Genomic DNA, 18,529 nt, shown 5'->3' on the forward strand with positions numbered 1-18,529 from the left:
GGTGGTTTCGGCGCTCAGGCGGATCGTGCTGCGGGCATCTTTGTCGGCGGGGTGCGGGAGACTTTTCTCGAGTTCGATGACCGATAGAGATCCGCGTGAGCACGCAGTACGTCCGGAAGACCTGAGTGGGCTGTTCGTCGACCGCGCGAATGCGGGCGACGTTGATGGTGTGGTTGAGCTGTACGAGCCGAGTGCGGTACTGGCTCTTCCCGACGGTCGAACGGCTACCGGCGCCAAACAGATCAGGCGCTTCTACTCTCAGCTCCTCGCCGACAGACCAGCATTCACGCCTGGCCCGCAGCGACCGGCGCTTCGCAACGGTGATCTTGCGCTGACCTCGACGCGCACTCCGGTCGGCGCCACGACCGAGGTTGCTCGCCGCCAGGCTGACGGTACGTGGCGGTGGGTTATGGACCAGCCCAACGTCCTGAGCGATTGACCGCGAAGGCGAGAATGCCCGCAACAGGATCACCAGGGCTCCGCATCTTCTCACCGTGCTGCACAATCACCACTTCGCTCCGCGTGCCCGGCCCTCACCCCAATGTCGACCGCGCCCATCTACCGACGGATCACAGGGCGCTTCGCTGCGCCAGTACCGGGATCCACATCAGCGGTCGACGGTGAGGTGGTCTGCTGGGTTGTTTTTGAGGCTGTCGAGGAAGAGCGTGGTGCGCTCGGCGTAGACGGTGGCTGTTGGTCGGCCGAGGTGCCTGAGGGCGAGAGCGTTGCCGACGTCGAAGTAGTACAGATCGGCGACGGTGAAGCCCGGCCGGAGCACTGCGGCGGCGTGTGCACGGTTGATGAGGCGTTGCGTGACGGTTGTCGCTGCCGTAGCGAGCTTGGCGAGTTCCGGGGATTCCGGGTGAGTCGCGACGAGGGCGTCGATCGCTGCAGGCTCTCGGTAGTGGAGTAGGCGGCGCTCGGTCACGTAGCTCGCGAACGCGCTCCACGGATCGTCAATTGCTTCTGCGCGCTCACCGATCTCGTGCATGGATGACCCGACGAGCTCCCCGATCACGGCATCGACAAGGCCCGCACGGCCACCGAACCGGTGATAGATCGTGCCTTTGGCCACACCGGCTGCGGTCGCGATCTCCTCCATCGGGGTATCGAGCCCTCGCCCGTGGAAGGCCTCGATCGCGGCGCGTGTGATCTGTTCGACGCTCCGTCGAGCATCCGCTCGAAGTGCGCGGGATCCCGTTCTGGTCTGCTCTGCCATCGTCCCGATTCTAGCAAATTGACGGTGGCGTCAAATTGACCTACCTTTTTAACTTGCCTAATGCGTCAAGATAAGGGAGCAAACATGCCGAAGTCGATCGCGATACTCGGAACCGGTCCAGGGCTTGGTCAGGCGGTGGCCCGCCGCTATGCGCAGGAAGGATACGATCTGGTCCTTGTGGCCCGTCGGGCCCGTCCGCTCGACGAGTTCGCGGCACAACTGTCCGACTTCCACGTGTCGGTCTCGACCATCGCAGCCGACTTGTCCCAGGAGGGCTCTTCGGCTCAGGTCATAGACGAGATCCGAGCAGCAGTCGGCTGTCCCACCGTGCTTTACTACGCCTCGAATCCCGGCACCCCGAACGCCGGCTTCCAGCCGGCGACGACCCTGAGGGCCGGGCCCGTGCGGGCGTACATGCAGCATGCGCTCTACGCACTGATCGACCTCGTCCAGGAGTTCCTGCCGGAGATGACCGAACGCGGAGAAGGTCAGATTCTCGTCGCCCAGGGGACAGCAGCGCTGCAGGGACTCCCGAATATGAGCGGACCCGGCCTCGCACTGGCCGCGCAACGCAACTATCTACAGTCCCTCGAAGCCGAAACAGACTCCCGCGGCATCTTCATCGGACGTCTCTACATCGGCGCAGCGATCACTGGAACCCCGTTCCACACAGCCATGCTCGCGGCGGCTTCCGACAGCACTGCTGCCCCCGAATTCCCGATCGTCACCCCCCGAAGACTGGCCGACCAGCTATGGGACATGACCATCTCCAACACCCACGAGATCACATACCCCGACAACCGGACCTCGCCCGAAACGAAGTCGCCCGAAGCCGCCACTGCAACCGAGGTGGCGCCGCCATGCTGAGAACCGTTAGAACCTCTTTGGGGGCCCGGGCGCACCCCTGCCTCCGAATCCTCCATGATGCCTCCACGTCACTGCGAGCCATGTCGCACATCGGCAACATGTTGACGGATTGACCGTATCGCAATATGTTTACACTCTGAACATATAGGAGGTGTCATGACCCTGCCCGAACTCGCGGTTACCGACGACCGGCTGGCGGCGCTGCTCGCCACCGATGAAGACCTTCGTCGTCTTTTCGATGGTGACTGGATCCGATACCGGACATCCCCTGCACTCCAAGAGCTCACCTGGGCGGCGCATTCGACGTGTGCGACTATCAATCGGATCTACTACGACGACCCTGCCGGAGCGCAGCGGCTGTTCCGCGAACTGGTACCCGGCGCGGGATCCGGTATCGACTTCCGGCCTCCGATCAGCATCGACTACGGAATGCTCCTGACAATCGGGGACCGGACATTCATCAACACCGACTTCCTCATCATCGGTGGGGGACAGGTCACGATCGGCGCCGACTGTCTCATCGGACCACGTTGCGGTATCTACACGCCTAACCACGCGCAGGACATCTCACGCCGACTGGAAGGCTGGGAACTTCCCGAGCCAGTCGTGATCGGAAACAATGTATGGCTTGGCGGATCAGTCACCATCACGCCAGGCGTCACCATCGGCGACAACAGCATCATCGGAGCTGGATCTGTCGTCACCAAAGACATCCCGGCCAATGTCATCGCCGTGGGCAACCCCTGCCGACCGATACAACCGATTCCGGACCAGTCACCGAGCAGGCCCGACCGGCCGACGTCCGGCGCTTGATCTCGTACGCTGCATCGAGGAAGTAGCCGCCTGCAAGTCTGTCGCCCACCAGGGCGTGTTGCTAAGCGGTTGCTGGAGCGCGGGGGGACGGCCGCCGGCCTCACCTTTTCGGTGCACAAGAACGACGCGATGCTCTCAGTGGCGGCTGCGCGACCGGGCATCATGGGTGCGTTGTGGTGGCCCGGGTACCACTCGAGTTGCGGCTACCTGCGTGTAGATCCTCCGATAGAACAGACGGCGCGCTGGTGATCCGCCGCCGCCGCCCAGGACAAGTGGTCGGGTGATCTCAGCGAGCCGATTGCGGGCATCGTAGCCGTCGGACGCAGCGCGCTACCTGCGGGACGCCAAGACGGGCGGACCCGGCTCGGTGCCGGGGATGAACGGCACGATCGCCGCCAACAGGGAGCGTCGACGCGTCGGCGTTCGCGTGGAGGTCGAGAGCCGGCCCAATCGTCGGACGAGCTGCGCTCGGGGGTTGCGGCTAAGGTTCTGGTGTCGGCGCGTGTCGCGGGCGAGGGTGAACGGGAGGGCCAGTCTCTCCCTCGTCGCGGGCCAGGTGCTCGTCGTCAGCCTGCCGCGAGAATGTTCGCCGGAGTGCTTTATGGCTTGTGGACACCGTAGAGGAGTTCGTTCAGCCGACCATCGTCGGCGCCCCGGAATCCGCCCCGACTCTTTCGGCGCGGTGTGCGATCGGCCTAGCAGAATATCGGCTGGTGCTGGTGCCTCAATGGAACGCTGCGGCACCATTGACCGCGAGAACGGTGCCCGAAGCGAATCCGCCGGCGTCTGATGCGAGGTACAGCGTCGCTGCTGCGACGTCGGCTGGCGTGCCGGCCCTCCGGAGTGGCGTAGCGGCGATTGTGGTGAGCTGGTCGGCCTCCGGTGTGAAGCGCGCGTGAAACGGTGTCTCAAGGATGAGGCCGGGCGCGATTGCCGAAACGGCGATACCACGCGGTCCGAGCTCTTTCGCGAGCGCGCGGGTGAAGCCCTCGACCCCAGCCTTGGCGGCAGCGTAAGCGCCTGCACCCGTGCCACCACCGTTGTGTGCAGCAAGAGAGGAGATGCTCACGATGCGGCCCCCGTCGGTCATGAACGGAAGGGCAGCACGGACGGCATAGAAGACGCTCGACAGGTTCAGATTGATCACCTGGTGCCAATGTGCGTCGTCCGAGTCATCGGTCGCGCGGCGCGCGACGAGCCCTCCGGCATTGTTTACGAGAACATCGATCCGGCCGTCGAGCATTGTGGCGAGCCGACCCACGGTTGCCGTCACGCCGGCGGGGTCGGTGGCCTCCATCCGCTCGGCGAACACCCGCTTGGCGAGATTCTCGGTCACGGGGGAGGTATGCGTCGTGATGGCCACCCGATCGCCAGCGAGTAGGAACGCCTCGGCGATGCCGAGGCCGATGCCTGTTGCACCGCCGGTGATGAGAACGCTGCGGTCTGTAGGGGGTGCGGTCACGGGGGTCTCCATCCTGGTCGAGTCAGTTGACGGCGGGGCGCATGACGATTTCGCTGACATTGGTCCGGGCGGGCAACCGGATAATCGCGAGGCAGACGTCGGCGACGTCTTCGGGCTGAAGCGCTTTCGCCAACTCTTGCGGGGATGGCGCAGAAGGGCGATGCCGCATAAATGGAGTATTGATGAGGCCCGGTGAGATCGTCGTGACCCGCACACCGTCGCCGCCCGTCTCAAGCGCGGTGGCCCGAGCCAGTGCATCGAGCCCCGCTTTGCTTGCCTGATACGCGACACCGGAGAAGTCGGGGACAAGAGCCGACACGGAGGAGATGTGAATGAGCAGCCCGTCGCCTTGGGCGCGGAAGTGCGGCAGGACCGCTTGGGTGAGGTGAAACGCGGAGGTGAGGTTGCTGTCCAGAACAGTGCGCCAGCCGGCTTCGTCGAGTTCCGCGAGTCGGCGCGCTTTGAGATTGATCCCGACGGCGTTGACGAGAACGTCGATTCCATCCGCCTTAGCTTCCAGCTTCGCCACGGCGTCATGGGTCTGCTTTGCCGAAGTTGCATCGGCGACTGCGAGGTGCGCCGTACCGCCAGCCTCGGACACCTCGGCGCGCAGGGCGTCGAGGCGGCTCGCGTCGCGCCCTAGAAGCAGGAGCGTCGCGCCGTCCGCTGCCGCGCGGAGGGCGATGGCTCGTCCGACACCCCCGGCCGCGCCAGCGACCAGGATTCGGCGGTTGGATGCGGTCATGTGTTTCTCCTGGACGTCGACTCCCGCTCCACCAAGGTGGGCGCGAAAACCAGCGAGTGAAGCGATTCGCCGGCCCTGGCTTCGTTGATCGTGAGCGCTACCACAGCTTCAGCCATCTCTCGCAACGGCTGGTGGACCGTGGAGAGGGTGGGGGATATGAGGCCGCCGATCGGGATATCGTCGAAGCCGACCACGGCGACGTCGGTGACGTCGCGCCCAGCATCTCGGATCGCCGCGACCGCGCCGAGAGCAAACATGTCGTTGATCGTGACCAAGGCGGTCGGCGGATCCTGGAGTTCGAAGAGAGCATGCACTGCCTCACGCGCGAGGGAACCGCTATCTGTATCGCCGAGCTCGGGTGAATCGGACACAAGTGCTTCGTCCAGTTGGATGCCGTTTTCCGCCAGCGCGCGCCTGTAACCAGCGAATCGCCGGACGCGGCTGACCGTGCGGATCGCGCCCGACACGAAGGCGATCCGCCGGTGCCCCCGCTCGACGAGGTGCTGTGTGGCCATCCATGCGCCAGCTTCATTGTCGACGCTGACGCTCAGCAGCTCAGGAGGATCCGTCTCCTCGCGTTCGCGGTCGAACGCGACGATCTGCACACCAGCGTCCATCGCGGGTCGAAGGTGTTCGAGCGACGGCAGTGAGGTGGAGAGCACAATGTGCTCGACACCGTCCGCCCACAGCTGCTCGACATAAGCCCGTTCCCGGTCGGGATCGCGCTCGGTGTTGCAGAGATAGATCTGCCGCCCGCGTGCATGGGCCGCGGTCTCAAGGTAGGCGGCCCATGAACCCCAGAACGGGTTGGCCACGGAGGGAACGATGAGCCCGAAGGTGAGATTCGGGGCACCACGCAATTGCTGCGCGATCCGGCTCGGCCGGTAGGAAAGCGCCTCCATCGCCTCGAGCACCCGGCGACGAGTCTCCGGCTGCATCAGGTGGTCCCGCGCGTTAAGCAGATTCGAGACCGTCGACGGCGACACCCCTGCGGCCTTCGCCACATCCTTGATGGTTGCGATCGCTGACCCCTGCCTCTGGTTGACGCGTTTCGGATTCACTGTATCGTTGCACAAGTTCCGTCTTCCAACGTTATAACGAGGAGTTCGAATGGTGCACGACGATCCGACGACGACCTGGAGCGTCTTCACGAAACCCTGGCGAGTGCAGTCGATCGGCGCTCTCGGAGAGCTGGTCGCGGGCATGGGATTCGATGCCGTCGAACTGCCGGTGCGGCCCGGATACCAAGTGACCCCCGACGAGGTTTCGGCGGCCCTGCCGGCCGCGGTGCGTCAGCTTGGACGTACGGGCGTCACGGTCGCCAGCATCGCCTCCGGCGCCGACGAGGCCACATTCGCTGCGTGCGCGGAGGCAGGCGTGCCGTTCATCCGGATCATGGTGCCGATTGGATCCGCCGGGTATGCGGCGACCGGTGCTGAGATTCGCAGGACACTCGCCAGGCTCGTCGAGCGCGCCGGCCGTCACGGAGTTCGGGTCGCGATCCAACCGCACTACGACGACTACATCGCGGACTCTTCCGAGCTTTTCGCGCTCCTCCGCGACTTCGATCCGAAGGCTGTCGCGGCGATCTGGGACTCCGCGCACGACGCTCTGGCGCGTAAACGTCCCGAGCACGGGCTCGAACTGCTGTGGCCGTGGCTGGGCATCGTCAACCTCAAGAGTGCGTACTACGGGCGCCTCGAACATCAGACGTCACCGGACGGAGATCCGGTGTGGGAACCGATATTCACCGACGCACGCAGCGGCATGGCGGAGTGGGCGCGCGCGATCGACTACCTGACACAGCACTCGTTCGTCGGTCCGATCTGCCTGACCGCGGAATACACCGACGAAAGCGACCTTGTGGCGAAAGTGACCCGTGACCTCGAGTACGCCCGCGGCTTGCGCGCGGCGGCCCAGGAACGTCTCGAGGTCGCGCGATGATCGACGGGCCGCGCCGCGTGAGGGTTGCCGTCATAGGCGCGGGCCAGATGGCCAACCTCGTGCACTATCCCTCCCTATCGTCGCTGCCTGACGCAGAGATCGTCGGCATCTGCGACCTGTCGCCGGAACGACTTCGGTCCACGGGTGAGCGGTGGGGGATCTCCGCCTTGTACGACGACTGGCCGACCATGATCGACGAGACCGGTCCCGACGCGGTCTACGTCATCGGACCGCCAGAGATGATGTACAGCATCTGGTGCGCCTGCCTCACCAGGGGTCTGGATCTGTTCGTCGAGAAGCCGCTCGGTCTCACGATCCACCAGGCGCGCACGCTCGCGCGTCTCGCAGAAGAGAACGGCAGCGTCACGCAGGTCGGATTCCAGCGGCGATCGTCGCCATTGCTTGAGCGCATGCTCGACCGGGTCCGCGAACACGGGGATGTCGTCCACGCGGTGTGTCGGTTCTACAAAAACGACCCAACCCCGATGGAGTCCGCACGCGACCGCATGATGGATGACGGCGTCCACGTCATTGACACCCTGCGCCACCTGTGCGGCGGTGAGGTCGTAGCCGTCTCCGATGTCACGCGCAGGGTGATCGTCGACGACATCAACTTCATCACCGCGACCCTCGAATTCGACACGGGCGCGGTCGGGGTGATGATCACGAGTTGGACGAGCGGTCGCAGAACCTTCGGTGTCGAGATCCACGCTCCCGGGGTGATGGCGGAAGGCGACCTGGAGATCGGCGGCATGGTCTGGGGCGGGGATGGCTCGGACGAGCTCGATGCTGCCGAGGTGGCGGGATCGGACGAGCTTTTCATCCGCGGAGGCTTCCGCGCCAAGAGCGCGGAGTTCATCGCCGCGGTGCGTTCGCGACGGCTACCCTCATCGCACTTCGGCGACGCGTTGAAGACCATGACCGTTGCCGAGACCATCCTGGCGCACGCCTTGCTGCACGAGATGTAAAGAACAAAACGTTTAGCTCTTTCGTCATTCAACTTGACTCATCAGTCCCGATTTTCTTACCATCTAGCGAAGTCGTAACGTTTCGCTTAGCTACTCAAGGAGGAGTTCATGAAGGCGCGGTTGAAGAACTCGAGAGGTCGAACCCGAATCGGCTTGTCGATTGTCGTTGCCGGAGCACTGGCGCTCGGACTGGCCGCATGCTCGGGAGGCGGGAGTTCGACGTCCGGCCTGTCCGGCAGCACACTCAAGATGTACACATGGATCGGCGGCAAGGCCGACCGCCAGCAGTGGAGCGACTACATAGCCGGTGGCAAGCATGCGGACCCGAAGCTCTCGGTGAGCTTCTCCGGCCCTCCGATCAACGACTACTACACGAAGCTTCCGACGGTAATGCGGAGCAGCAGTTCGCCCTGCTTGGTGACGTTCCAGAACGGCCGGGTGAATTCATATGTCCAGGGTTTGGAGCCGTTGGATGACCTGGCCAAGAAGAACAAGGTTGACCTGAGCGCGTACAGCTCGGCCATGCTCGAGCAGCTCAGCGTCGACGGCAAGCTCTACGCGCTCCCGTTCAACGCGGGACCGAACGTGATCTTCTACAACAAAAAATTGTTCAAGGAAGCCGGGATCACCGATCCGGCCAACAATTGGACTGTCGACGACTTCATCGCCGCTGCGAAGGCGACCACCAAGAACGGCGTCTACGGGTTCGCGATCGGGCAGGGCTCCACGCCCATCAGCACTTTCATGGCGGCCGACGGTCACCCCTACGCGGACAAGAACGGCGCCAAGCTCGACGACCCGAACTTCCGCGACGCACTCCAGCTGCTTGTCGATCTGTCGAACAAGTACAAGGTCGCGAAACCTCTCGAGGCTGCCGCCGGCGGAACCTTCCCTGACATCGACGCGTTCAGCACCGGGCAAGCGGCCATGGAGTTGGAAGGACTCTGGGACCTGCAACACGAGCAGCAGACCCTCGGCAAGGACAACGTCGGCATCGCCGTGGTCCCAAGCAAGAGCGGTACATCGAAGGGCTTCATCAGCGGTTCGGGCTTCGGCATCACGAAGACGTGCGGTGACAAGCAGAAGGCGTTCGAGGCCATCGAGGCGATGACGAGCAAGAGTGCTCTCGAGTTCGTGACGAAGTCGCAGGCATCCGTGCCGGCTAGGCTCGACGCGCTCGACGCCTGGTCGGCCAATGCCGGGTCTCCTGCCTTCACGGCCGTGATCAAGCAGATGACCGGCGATGCCACGCCGTCACCGGTGCCGTCCAACCAGGCCCAGCTCGACACACTCCTGACCCAGTACGAGGTGAACGCGTTCTCCGGCAAGAACTCGGTTCCGGAGGTGCTGCAGCAGGTGAAGTCCGGCCTGGGGCAATGACCTTCGCCCGTCTGGACCGCGCGACGGACCAAGTTTCCGAACAGCCCCTCTCCCGGCTGGACCCCCCGAGCGGTCGGCTTCGTCGCCGACCCCTCGGGGGTCCCCGCTGGGTAGGGTGGGCGTTCGTCCTTCCGGGACTGATCGGGCTGGCGGTTTTCATCGTCATCCCTCAGATCGCCTCGCTCATCCTGGGATTCTCGAACTCGACCTTGCTTGGCGGCACGCAGTTCACCGGCGCCGCGAACTACGTCCGGCTGCTACACGACCCGCAGTTCCTCAACAGCGTCGTCGTGACGGCAATCTTCGTCCTCGTCTATGTGCCGGCGAACATCGCGATCTCGATGGCAATGGCGATGTGGTTGAAGACACGCATCGCCGGCCGCAACTGGCTACGCGTGATCTTCCTGATCCCGGCACTGTCGCCGATGGTGGCGAACGCTGCGGTGTTCCGGCTGCTTTTCCAGAAAGACGGCGCCGTCAATCAGGCGCTGGCGGGCATCGGACTTGGCCCGATCCCATGGCTCAGCGACGGGAATTGGGCCCTGGTCGTCGTGATCGGGGTCTCGCTCTGGCAGTCGTTCGGCTACAACATGATTGTGCTCGGTGCGGGTCTCGACTCGATCAGCCCCGACGTGATCGCTGCGTCGCGGATCGATGGTGCTGGACGCGTCCGCCGATTTGTATCGATCACCCTGCCGCTGGTCAGCCCTGCGCTGTTCTTCACAACGGTGCTGACTGTCATCGGTGCGTGGCAGACCTTCGCGCAGGCCTACGTGATCACGGGCGGGGGGCCTGGCAACAGCACGATGACGATCATGCTGTACCTCTATCAGACCGCGTTCACGAACAACGAGCTCGGGTACGCGTCGGCCATTGCCACGGTGCTGTTCCTGATTATCGCAATCTTCACGCTGTTCCAGCTCTGGGGACAGAGGAAGTGGGTTCACTATGACTGAGCATCAGCTCCCGGCTCCTGGATCGAGATGGCGCCGTCGTCTTAGGCCCATTGGGTTTGCTGCGAACACCACAGTCGCGTGGGTCTTCGCGCTGGTGTTCTCGTTCCCACTGATCTGGACCGCCTTCACGGCGCTGAAACCAGCGAACGAGGTGTTCAGCGCACAAATCAGCTTCATCGGGTCGAAGGTACTGTGGTCCAACTTCGTTGACGCCTGGACTGAGGTCGACTTCGGGCGCCTGCTGATGAACAGCTTGATCGTGGCCGCCATCTCGACGATCCTCACGTTGATCGTCGCGACTCTCACCGCCTTCGCGTTCGCGCGACTGCGGTTCCCCGGAAGAGGAGCGATCTTCCTTCTGTTCGTGATCACACTGACGCTGCCAAGCGAGGTCGCCGTCGTGCCGCTGTTCCTCGGCTTCGACCAGGTCGGGCTCACGGACACCTGGATAGCCCTGATCTTGCCCGGGCTATTCGGCGCCTTCGGCGCGTTCTTGCTTCGTCAATTCATGCTCCAGATCCCTGGGGAGCTGGAAGAGGCGGCACGGCTGGACGGCGCGTCCACCTGGCGCATCCTGATCAGCGTCATCGTCCCCCTCGTGCGGCCGGCCTTGTCGGTGCTTGCGATCTTCGCCTTCCTCGGCAGCTGGAACAGCTTTCTCTGGCCCTTGATCATCCTCAACAGCTCAGACAAGTGGACGATCCCCATCGGCATCGCGGGATTCACCACACAGACCGGCACGCAATGGCAGCTGCTGATGGCGGCGTGCGTAATGACGATCGCCCCTGTCGTGGTCGTGGTCGCATTCGCACAAAGACAACTGGTGGCCGCAATCGGTGCGGGCGCCTTCGGCGGCCGCTGAGGCCCCGAACGGATGGAGACCCATGACTCTCGAACCCCTTGACCCCTCGATCCTGCCGGCGCCCGTCGACGTATCGGACAACCGTCAGGCGCTCGCGATGGTGGACGCCGTCATCGCCGGCGGACCGTACGACGCAACCTGGGAGTCACTTTCCCGCTACCGGGCTCCGCAGTGGTATCGCGACGCCAAGTTTGGCATCTTCCTGCACTGGGGGGCATTCTCGGTCCCGGCCTTCGGCAACGAGTGGTATCCGCGCACGATGTACCGTCGTGGCACGCCTGCGTTCGATCATCATGTGGCGACGTACGGACCGCACGACCGCTTCGGTTACAAGGACTTCCTGCCGCACTTCCGCATGGAGCGCTACGACCCGCAGGACTGGGTTGCCCTGTTCAAACGTGCCGGGGCGCAGTTCGTGGTGCCGGTGGCCGAACACCACGACGGCTATGCCATGTACGACTCCGCACGGTCCCGCTGGAAGGTGACGCAGGTCGGGCCGCACCGTGACGTGATGGGAGACCTCTTCGCCGCCGTCGACGAATCCTGGCTGATCGCCGGCGCGTCCACACACAGGGCAGAGCACTGGTTCTTCATGAACGGGGGCTCTGAGTTCAACTCCGACGTCCGCGATCCCGCCTACGCCGATTTGTACGGCCCCGCGCTGCGCAAGGAGATGAACCCGACCGAACGGTTCCTCGAGGACTGGCTGTTGCGGACAGTCGAGATCATCGACTCCTACCGACCGCAGATCCTGTATTTCGATACGGGCATCGAAGAGCCGTCGTTCGAGCCCTACATCCGCCGCCTTGCTGCGTATTACTACAACAGGGCGGCGCAGTGGGGACGTCGGGTCGTCATCAACTACAAGTGGGAGTCGTTCGCGCCGGGATCCGCAGTGCTCGATATCGAGCGCGGCACGATGGGCGGTATCCGGACCGACGTCTGGCAGAACGACACGTCTGTGTCGCGGACCTCGTGGAGCTGGGTCGAAGGACACGACTACAAGAGTGCAGACGAGCTGATCCAAGAACTCGTCGACGTTGTCTCGAAGAACGGCAACCTGCTACTCAACGTCGGCCCGCGCCCCGACGGGACGATCCCCGACGAGGAGATCGCGCTGCTCGAGGCGGTCGGCAACTGGCTGGCCGTGCACGGCGAGGCGATCTATGGTTCCAGCCCATGGACCGTGTTCGGTGAGGGTCCGACTGCTCCGGCCGCAGGGTCATTCACCGACTCCACCGCGGACGCCTACACAGCCGACGACATCCGCTTCACCACCATGACCGAAGTCGGGCACCGATACGTCTACGCGATCGGGCTCGTGCGTCCCGAGAACGGCCGGATGCGGATCCGCGCCTTCGGCACGGGCAGCCGTCTCATCGACCGCCCGATCATCGACGTCCGAGTGCTGGGCTCTGGCGAGCGTCCCGAGTGGACGCGCGGCAACGAGCTGATGGAGGTCGTCCTGCCCGCATCCGAGACTGCGGGGCACGGCGGGGCAGTGGTGCGGATCGAGCTGGAGCCGGAGACCACGGGGACCCGGATCGACTTCTTTCACGGCCTGGGGATCTAGCACCGATGCGGGCCTTCGTGATGAATGGTCCCGGCCGCGGTTCGGTCCAGGACGTGCCTGATCCGCAGATCGGCGAGTACGACGCTGAGGTCGAGATGCTCTGGTGCGGTGTGTGCTCGAGCACTGACAAGATGCTGCGCACGGGCACGTTTCGTGGCGGGGTCTCCTACCCGAGCATCCTCGGCCATGAGTCGGTGGGTCGCGTGGTTGCCGTCGGGCCGACGGTGCGCAACCTGACGGTCGGCGATCTCGTCACGCGGCCTGCTGCGTACAGCGCCGGCGTGGCACCCCTCGCAATGCACTGGGGCGGATTCGCAGAGCGCGGGGTGGTTCATGACTTTCGCGCCGAGTCCGAGGACCGGGGGACCTCTAGGGGGACTGCACCCTGGGTGCGGCTCGAACCGGGCACCGACCCGGTTGCCGCTGCTCTCGCCATCAGCCTGAGCGAGACGTTCAGCGTCGCCTGCCGCGAAGACCTCCTCGGCGCCACAGTCGTGGTCGTCGGCACGGGCGTCGCCGGTCTCTCACTCATGCGATACGCCTCACTTCTCGGTGCCGCGCATGTCATCGGGGTGGGCCGTCGGGCGGAGAGGCTCGCCTTGGCGGCCTCGGCCGGAGCGACGGAGACACTGCTTGCGGATGACGCGCCTGTTGAGCTTGCGAGACGTCGTGAGGCCGATGTCGTGTTCGAGGCATCCGGTCAGGCGTCGATGGTCGGCGTCGAGTACGGCTGGCTCCGCCGGGGTGGTCGGCTGGTCGTCTACAGCGCCCCAGAGCGTACAGCCGAAGTGGATCTGATGGCTGCACCGCGCGATGTGACGCTCCGCGTCGCGTCCACCCAGGAGACAGCGGTCCTGCCGAACATTGTGCGACTCGTGGAGTCGGGCTACCTCGCGATCGACGAGTTCGTCACGCTTCGTGTCGACCTTCCCGATATTGCCAATGCATTCGACGCGATCGGCCGCGGTGAGGTCGTCAAAGCGCTGGTTCGACTCGGCTGAGCCATCGGATGCTAGATCCATCCGCACTTCCCTATCGAAACGGAGAACTCATACATGACCACAATCGGCAACGTGCCGACTCGTCGGCTGGCGAGCGGCGCCGCGATGCCGACCATCGGCGTGGGGACCTTCGGGTCCGATCACTATCCGGCCGGAGAGGTGTCAGCCGCAGTAGCAGGCGCGATCCGAGCTGGATACCGCCTCGTCGACTGTGCGTCGGTGTACGGCAACGAAGCCGAGATCGGTTCCGTGCTTCAGAACGCGATAGCGAACGGTGTGCCTCGCGACGACCTATTCGTCATGTCGAAGGTGTGGAATGACGCGCACGATCCAGACGCCGCAGTGGCCTCGGTGCGCCGTTCTCTTCGTGACCTGCGCCTCGACGTGCTTGACGCGGTGTTCGTGCATTGGCCGTTCCCGAACCACCATGCGCCGTTCGCCGACGCTGCAGACCGCGACCCCGCCGCCCGACCCTACGTGCATGAGGAGTACATGGCACTCTGGCATGCATTGGAGGGACTCGTCGACGAGGGCGTCGTGCGGCACCTTGGCACCTCCAACGTCACCATCCCGAAGCTTGGTGCGATCCTCGCGGATGCGCGAATCCCACCGGCGCTGAACGAGATGGAGCTGCACCCGTGCTTCCAGCAGCCAGAGCTCTTCCGGTTCTGCCTCGACCACGGCATCCAACCGGTGGGTTATTCGCCTCTCGGCTCGCCGTCCCGGCCGGAGCGAGACCGCGTCGCCTCCGACGTCTCGGACATGGAGCATCCCGTCGTCGTGTCGATCGCCGAGGCGCACGGCGTGCACCCGGCACTGATCTGCCTGAAATGGGCCGTCCAACGCGGCCAAGTCCCCATCCCGTTCTCCGTCAAGGAGCCGCAATACACTGCCAATCTGCGGGCCGTCATCGAAGACCCTCTCACACCAGCCGAACTCGAGGAACTCCGAGCAGCCGAGCGGAACAACCGCCTCATCAAGGGACAGGTCTTCCTGTGGCCCGGCGCGGACACCTGGCTCGACCTGTGGGATGTTGACGGGACAATCCCGGGCTGGGACGGTTACACCGCCAACCGCGCGGCAGAGGGGGTGAACGCGTGATCACCGGTCCGCTTGTTCACCCGCCACTGCTGGAGGCGCTTGCGTCATCAGGCCACGGCTCGGGGGTACTCATCGCCGACGGCAACTATCCTTACCTGACCGCAACGGGCTCCGGTGTTCGTCTCGTTCACCTCAACCTGCGGCCAGGGTTGCTCGACGTGACCACGGTGCTCGACGCCGTGCTCACCACCGTCAACGTGGAGTCCGCCACCGTCATGCAGACACCGCCGGAGGTGTCAGCTCCCGCTCAAGAGGAGTACGCGAGACGGCTCGGCGCCGGCGTCCCCATCGAACGCGTCGATCGCTTCGACTTCTACGATCGAGTGCGCTCACCCGACGTTGGACTGGTCATCGCGACGGGGGACGAGCGCCTATACGGCAATCTGCTGCTGACCATTGGTCTGCGCTGACGGTTCGTCGTCTCACTCGTCGAGGCGGGTAACGGAGGCGCCGGGGATGAGCTGCGGATCAAGGTACTCGATCCTCGGCACCGGGCGCTCGCCACGCGATTCGATGTGATCAGCGATCAGCTGGGCTGCGTGCTGGGCGATCTTTCGTGTCGGCTGCACGATGACCGTCAACTTGGGAACGAGCGCCTGAGCGAGCTCGCGACTGTCGAATCCGACCACAGAAATGTCCCGACCAATGCGCAGACCTGAGTCGTTGACGGCGGTCACGGTGCCAAGGGTGAGTTCGTAATTCGCGGTGAAGATTGCCGTCGGCCGGGGGCGCAGGGCAAGAAGCTCGTGCGCCGCCTCGTATCCCGCCTCGACAGTAAGCGGCACCAGGCGCTGCAGTGTCGGATCAACCGCTACCCCGTCACAAGCCAGTGCACGCTCGAACCCCTGCGTGCGTAGACGCATCGAGGAAATCGCCGGCTCGCCGCCAACGAAGCCGATACGGCGATGGCCGTGGTCCAGGAGGTGCCGGGCACCAAGGGCACCGGCAGCGTCGTTGTCCAGGAAGACGCCGTCGGCGCGGATATCGTCGATGTACCAGTCGACCATCACGACTGGTACCTGCTCGGCGGCGGCGCGGAGCGCCGGCACATCGTGTGCTGAGGTGACAGTGACGATCCCGTCGACCATGCGGCCCATGAGAAGGTCTACGGTCTCGTCCCGCGGGTCGGGACTCGCCGCCACTATGACGCTGATGCCGCGCGGCCGAAGCTCCTCCTCCACCCCGGCGATGATCGTCAGATGGAAGTCGTTGTCCAGTGCCGGCAGCAGCACCCCGACCGTCCGGGAGCGTCGTGAGCGCAGTGTTCGAGCGAACTCATTGGGGCGAAAGTCGAGCTCGCGTGCGGCTGACTCGATAGCCTCACGATTCGCCTCGAGCACGTTGCGTCCGTTGAAGTATTTCGAGATCGTGGCGAGCGAAAGTCCGGTTGCCCGCTGGATGTCCTTATAGGTCGCCACAGCCTCGTCTTTCTCATCATCCTGAGACCCGCAACCACGACGGCTAACGATTCCTTCGGCCCCTAGCATATCGAGCAGCGACAAGAAGCGAATCGTTTCGCGCGGCCCGTCGATTGGCGCAGTCGCTTCAGCGAATCAGCGTCGCAGGTGCGCGTCTGGACCGAGAGGAAGATCTCGAACTCGTCGTCTGCGGATCATCGGGGTCAGCGATTCCGACGTTCGGCGATTGGGAACGCACCGTCCTGGAACACAGCTACGACTACGTCGACTACATCTCCTGCCACGCGTGCTACCTAAGAGGACGGTGACCTCGGTTCATTTCTCGACTCGGCGATCGACATGGACTATTTCATCAACAACGTCGTCGCACAGCGGACCACGTCGGCTACAAGAAGCGTTCCAACAAGAAGATCAACATCTCCTTCGACGAATGGAACGTCTGGCACCTCAAAGAGCACAAGGAGTTGCAGAAGACGTACGACGAGTGGACCTACGCCCCTCGCCAGCTCGAAGACGTGTACACAGTGACGGACTGCACTGATCCCGCAGACGGCGGGGCCGAGCAGTGGCACCGACGCGTGGCCCTGCCGAAGCTGTTTGCACCCCCCGCGGCCTCACACAAAGCACCGCATTGCGCCGTCATTTGCGCAAGTTTGGGATATTGCGTCGCTCCATATCCCATGCAAGCATCGGACTGCGGGGCCATGTCCATAGCAATTTGCGCAAAATAATCGGTCCTGCGGAACGTGCCTCGGATTTCCTCAGTGTCGACGGACGCGGGATCCTGCTGGCACTAACTCCAACGAGGGAGAAGATATGCAATTCAAGGACGAGTTCGCAGAGCAGCAAGCGACCGGGTCGCAAGCCGGCAAAGCGCCCCGCATGACACGGAGGATGTTCATCGGCACAGGCGCAGCCGTCGTCGGGGGGCTTGCGCTGGGAGCGTCGGCGCCCGCGTACGCGTCGGCCGCCGGTCCAGGTGGGCCCAGCGGCTACAACGTGACGCCATTCGGCCCGGTGGTCGTCACGCCAAGCGACGTGACGGGTGCGTCATACGCGCGAGCCGTGCAATTCGGCACCTCCAGGCCGGGTCAACCTCGCTCACTGCTCGCCACCTATCAGAGCTTCGGTGGCACCCCCTTCCCGCTCTACCGCAGCGACGACGGCGGCCACACCTGGGCCCAGCAGGGGAGCATCCTCGGCCCCCAGGCGCCCGCCGGGATCTATCTGCAGCCCTATCTGTACGAATTGCCACGCGCTTTCGCGGGGCTTCCCAAGGGCGCCCTGCTCTTTGCGTGCAATTACTGGCCGTTCGACTTCTCGAAGCCGTTCCCGTTCGCAAGCACCAACATCCAGCTCTACGCGAGTACGGATGGCGGCGTCACCTGGCAATTGCTGAGCACTGTCGCCCAGGGCGGCCCGCCGGACACCACGAACGGTGCGACCCCGGTGTGGGAGCCGTTCCTGTTACTGAACAAGAACAACCTGATCTGCTACTACTCCGATCAACGGGATCCGAACTTCGGCCAGAAGCTCGCTCACCAGACCAGCACCGACCTCCGCAACTGGGGACCCGTCGTGGATGACGCGACCGGAACCGCATACGCCGACCGACCCGGCATGACCTCGGTGGCGCGACTGAGGGGTGATCTATGGATCATGACCTACGAGTTCGGAGCGCCGGATGACCCGGTGAACCCCGATCAGAACAATTACACGTACCACGTGCACTACCGCATCGCAAAGGATCCGGAGTCGTTCCGGTTCTCCGCCGACACCCCGCTCCTCGACCAGAGCGGGTACGCCCCGAACGCTGCTCCCATCGTGTCGTGGTCGGATTCGGGGGGCGCGAACGGAACGATCGTCGTGACGGACAACGACGATCAGGACTTCTTCATCAATCGAGCTCTCGGCGATCCTGGGTCGTGGACTCGGTTGTCGTCGCCCATGCCGGCCGGGTACAGCCGATTCACCATCCCGCTGGATATGCCAGGGGGTCCGCGGAAGCCGGGCATGGTGTTCGTCATCACGGGGGCGCAGTACAACCAGGCCGGTGGGATGGAGGCCGGTGTCATCTCGCTCGACAACGCAGTACCGCATCCTGGCCCCGGGCCGCACGGCGCGGGCGCAGCTCGTGAAGACCGTCAGGCCTTCGTCGACCGTGCGGCCGCGTATGCACTCGCGCATCGATGAGCGACCGGTCCGGAGGGTGAGCAACCC

At 64.3% G+C, this 18,529-nt stretch carries 18 protein-coding genes and 1 pseudogene; 14 read left to right on the top strand and 5 right to left on the bottom strand.

Annotated elements, in window-relative coordinates; all coding sequences use genetic code 11:
* The first annotated feature begins 76 nt into the window (after positions 1-76).
* Complete coding sequence (locus HII28_RS13355) at positions 77-439, top strand: nuclear transport factor 2 family protein (RefSeq protein ID WP_170025830.1); 363 nt, start codon at positions 77-79, stop codon at positions 437-439.
* Positions 440-607: 168 nt separating this feature from the next.
* On the opposite strand, the gene HII28_RS13360 is transcribed toward HII28_RS13355, so the two are convergent.
* The gene (locus HII28_RS13360; RefSeq protein ID WP_170025831.1) at positions 608-1,219 is read right to left on the bottom strand and encodes a TetR/AcrR family transcriptional regulator; all 612 of its coding nucleotides are present in this window, start codon (positions 1,217-1,219) and stop codon (positions 608-610) included.
* 84 nt (positions 1,220-1,303) lie between these two features.
* On the opposite strand from HII28_RS13360, the gene HII28_RS13365 reads away from it, so the two are divergent.
* Both HII28_RS13365 and HII28_RS13370 read left to right on the top strand, forming a co-directional pair.
* On the top strand, positions 1,304-2,086 hold the full coding sequence (locus tag HII28_RS13365) for an SDR family NAD(P)-dependent oxidoreductase (protein WP_170025832.1): 783 nt from the start codon (positions 1,304-1,306) through the stop codon (positions 2,084-2,086).
* Positions 2,087-2,242: 156 nt separating this feature from the next.
* On the top strand, positions 2,243-2,899 hold the full coding sequence (locus tag HII28_RS13370) for a sugar O-acetyltransferase (protein WP_170025833.1): 657 nt from the start codon (positions 2,243-2,245) through the stop codon (positions 2,897-2,899).
* A gap of 724 nt (positions 2,900-3,623) precedes the next feature.
* Here the strand turns inward: HII28_RS13370 and HII28_RS13375 are convergent.
* Genes HII28_RS13375 through HII28_RS13385 form a run of 3 tightly spaced genes read right to left on the bottom strand, consistent with a single transcriptional unit; the run spans position 3,624 to position 6,167 of the window.
* Complete coding sequence (locus HII28_RS13375) at positions 3,624-4,421, bottom strand: SDR family oxidoreductase (RefSeq protein WP_346769306.1); 798 nt, start codon at positions 4,419-4,421, stop codon at positions 3,624-3,626.
* Positions 4,384-5,106: an SDR family oxidoreductase gene (locus HII28_RS13380; RefSeq protein ID WP_170025835.1), complete on the bottom strand. Its 723-nt coding sequence runs from the start codon at positions 5,104-5,106 to the stop codon at positions 4,384-4,386. Before HII28_RS13380 ends, HII28_RS13375 begins: the two co-directional genes overlap by 38 nt.
* Positions 5,103-6,167, bottom strand: coding sequence for a LacI family DNA-binding transcriptional regulator (locus HII28_RS13385; protein ID WP_346769307.1), 1,065 nt, complete (start codon positions 6,165-6,167; stop codon positions 5,103-5,105). The genes HII28_RS13380 and HII28_RS13385 overlap by 4 nt, the downstream gene beginning before the upstream one ends.
* 49 nt (positions 6,168-6,216) lie before the next feature.
* Between HII28_RS13385 and HII28_RS13390 the strand changes: the two genes are divergently transcribed.
* The 9 genes from HII28_RS13390 (at position 6,217) to HII28_RS13430 (ending at position 15,301) form a co-directional block, all read left to right on the top strand.
* Positions 6,217-7,050 (top strand): TIM barrel protein, encoded by an 834-nt coding sequence (locus tag HII28_RS13390; protein ID WP_170025837.1) that lies wholly within the window; start codon positions 6,217-6,219, stop codon positions 7,048-7,050.
* The gene (locus HII28_RS13395) at positions 7,047-8,018 is read left to right on the top strand and encodes a Gfo/Idh/MocA family oxidoreductase (RefSeq protein WP_170025838.1); all 972 of its coding nucleotides are present in this window, start codon (positions 7,047-7,049) and stop codon (positions 8,016-8,018) included. Before HII28_RS13390 ends, HII28_RS13395 begins: the two co-directional genes overlap by 4 nt.
* Positions 8,019-8,126: 108 nt before the next feature.
* The gene (locus HII28_RS13400; RefSeq protein WP_170025839.1) at positions 8,127-9,398 is read left to right on the top strand and encodes a sugar ABC transporter substrate-binding protein; all 1,272 of its coding nucleotides are present in this window, start codon (positions 8,127-8,129) and stop codon (positions 9,396-9,398) included.
* Positions 9,399-9,607: 209 nt separating this feature from the next.
* Positions 9,608-10,354, top strand: coding sequence for a sugar ABC transporter permease (locus HII28_RS13405; protein ID WP_240977358.1), 747 nt, complete (start codon positions 9,608-9,610; stop codon positions 10,352-10,354).
* Entirely contained in the window at positions 10,347-11,216 is an 870-nt protein-coding gene (locus HII28_RS13410; RefSeq protein ID WP_170025841.1) for a carbohydrate ABC transporter permease, read from the top strand. The genes HII28_RS13405 and HII28_RS13410 overlap by 8 nt, the downstream gene beginning before the upstream one ends.
* Before the next feature lie 22 nt (positions 11,217-11,238).
* Entirely contained in the window at positions 11,239-12,789 is a 1,551-nt protein-coding gene (locus tag HII28_RS13415) for an alpha-L-fucosidase (protein ID WP_170025842.1), read from the top strand.
* 53 nt (positions 12,790-12,842) lie between these two features.
* The gene (locus HII28_RS13420) at positions 12,843-13,790 is read left to right on the top strand and encodes a zinc-binding dehydrogenase (RefSeq protein ID WP_170025843.1); all 948 of its coding nucleotides are present in this window, start codon (positions 12,843-12,845) and stop codon (positions 13,788-13,790) included.
* A gap of 54 nt (positions 13,791-13,844) precedes the next feature.
* Positions 13,845-14,891: an aldo/keto reductase gene (locus HII28_RS13425; RefSeq protein ID WP_170025844.1), complete on the top strand. Its 1,047-nt coding sequence runs from the start codon at positions 13,845-13,847 to the stop codon at positions 14,889-14,891.
* A complete protein-coding gene (locus tag HII28_RS13430) occupies positions 14,888-15,301 on the top strand; it encodes an RbsD/FucU family protein (RefSeq protein ID WP_170025845.1) in 414 nt (137 codons plus the stop codon). The genes HII28_RS13425 and HII28_RS13430 overlap by 4 nt, the downstream gene beginning before the upstream one ends.
* Before the next feature lie 12 nt (positions 15,302-15,313).
* Here HII28_RS13430 and HII28_RS13435 read toward each other — a convergent pair whose 3' ends face one another.
* Positions 15,314-16,393, bottom strand: a complete 1,080-nt coding sequence (locus HII28_RS13435) for a LacI family DNA-binding transcriptional regulator (RefSeq protein WP_240977359.1) — start codon at positions 16,391-16,393, stop codon at positions 15,314-15,316.
* Between the two features lie 89 nt (positions 16,394-16,482).
* Here HII28_RS13435 and HII28_RS20300 point away from each other — a divergent pair.
* Together HII28_RS20300 and HII28_RS13440 are read left to right on the top strand one after the other, a co-directional pair.
* Positions 16,483-16,842 (top strand): annotated as a pseudogene (locus HII28_RS20300) (alpha-L-arabinofuranosidase); the annotation flags it as partial.
* Positions 16,843-17,125: 283 nt separating this feature from the next.
* Positions 17,126-18,502, top strand: a complete 1,377-nt coding sequence (locus HII28_RS13440) for a sialidase family protein (RefSeq protein ID WP_205864654.1) — start codon at positions 17,126-17,128, stop codon at positions 18,500-18,502.
* Positions 18,503-18,529: the final 27 nt, after the last annotated feature.

The sequence above is a fragment of the Planctomonas sp. JC2975 genome (assembly GCF_012985205.1).
Lineage (GTDB): Bacteria > Actinomycetota > Actinomycetes > Actinomycetales > Microbacteriaceae > Humibacter.

Bases quoted from the DNA above. Each gene is read 5' to 3' on its own strand.
- HII28_RS13410 (WP_170025841.1), top strand. From the start codon at position 10,347: ATGACTGAGCATCAGCTCCCGGCTCCTGGATCGAGATGGCGCCGTCGT.
- HII28_RS13415 (WP_170025842.1), top strand. From the start codon at position 11,239: ATGACTCTCGAACCCCTTGACCCCTCGATCCTGCCGGCGCCCGTCGAC.
- HII28_RS13395 (WP_170025838.1), top strand. From the start codon at position 7,047: ATGATCGACGGGCCGCGCCGCGTGAGGGTTGCCGTCATAGGCGCGGGC.
- HII28_RS13400 (WP_170025839.1), top strand. From the start codon at position 8,127: ATGAAGGCGCGGTTGAAGAACTCGAGAGGTCGAACCCGAATCGGCTTG.
- HII28_RS13365 (WP_170025832.1), top strand. From the start codon at position 1,304: ATGCCGAAGTCGATCGCGATACTCGGAACCGGTCCAGGGCTTGGTCAG.
- HII28_RS13390 (WP_170025837.1), top strand. From the start codon at position 6,217: ATGGTGCACGACGATCCGACGACGACCTGGAGCGTCTTCACGAAACCC.
- HII28_RS13380 (WP_170025835.1), bottom strand. From the start codon at position 5,106: ATGACCGCATCCAACCGCCGAATCCTGGTCGCTGGCGCGGCCGGGGGT.
- HII28_RS13440 (WP_205864654.1), top strand. From the start codon at position 17,126: ATGCAATTCAAGGACGAGTTCGCAGAGCAGCAAGCGACCGGGTCGCAA.
- HII28_RS13370 (WP_170025833.1), top strand. From the start codon at position 2,243: ATGACCCTGCCCGAACTCGCGGTTACCGACGACCGGCTGGCGGCGCTG.
- HII28_RS13375 (WP_346769306.1), bottom strand. From the start codon at position 4,421: ATGTCAGCGAAATCGTCATGCGCCCCGCCGTCAACTGACTCGACCAGG.
- HII28_RS13355 (WP_170025830.1), top strand. From the start codon at position 77: ATGACCGATAGAGATCCGCGTGAGCACGCAGTACGTCCGGAAGACCTG.
- HII28_RS13425 (WP_170025844.1), top strand. From the start codon at position 13,845: ATGACCACAATCGGCAACGTGCCGACTCGTCGGCTGGCGAGCGGCGCC.
- HII28_RS13360 (WP_170025831.1), bottom strand. From the start codon at position 1,219: ATGGCAGAGCAGACCAGAACGGGATCCCGCGCACTTCGAGCGGATGCT.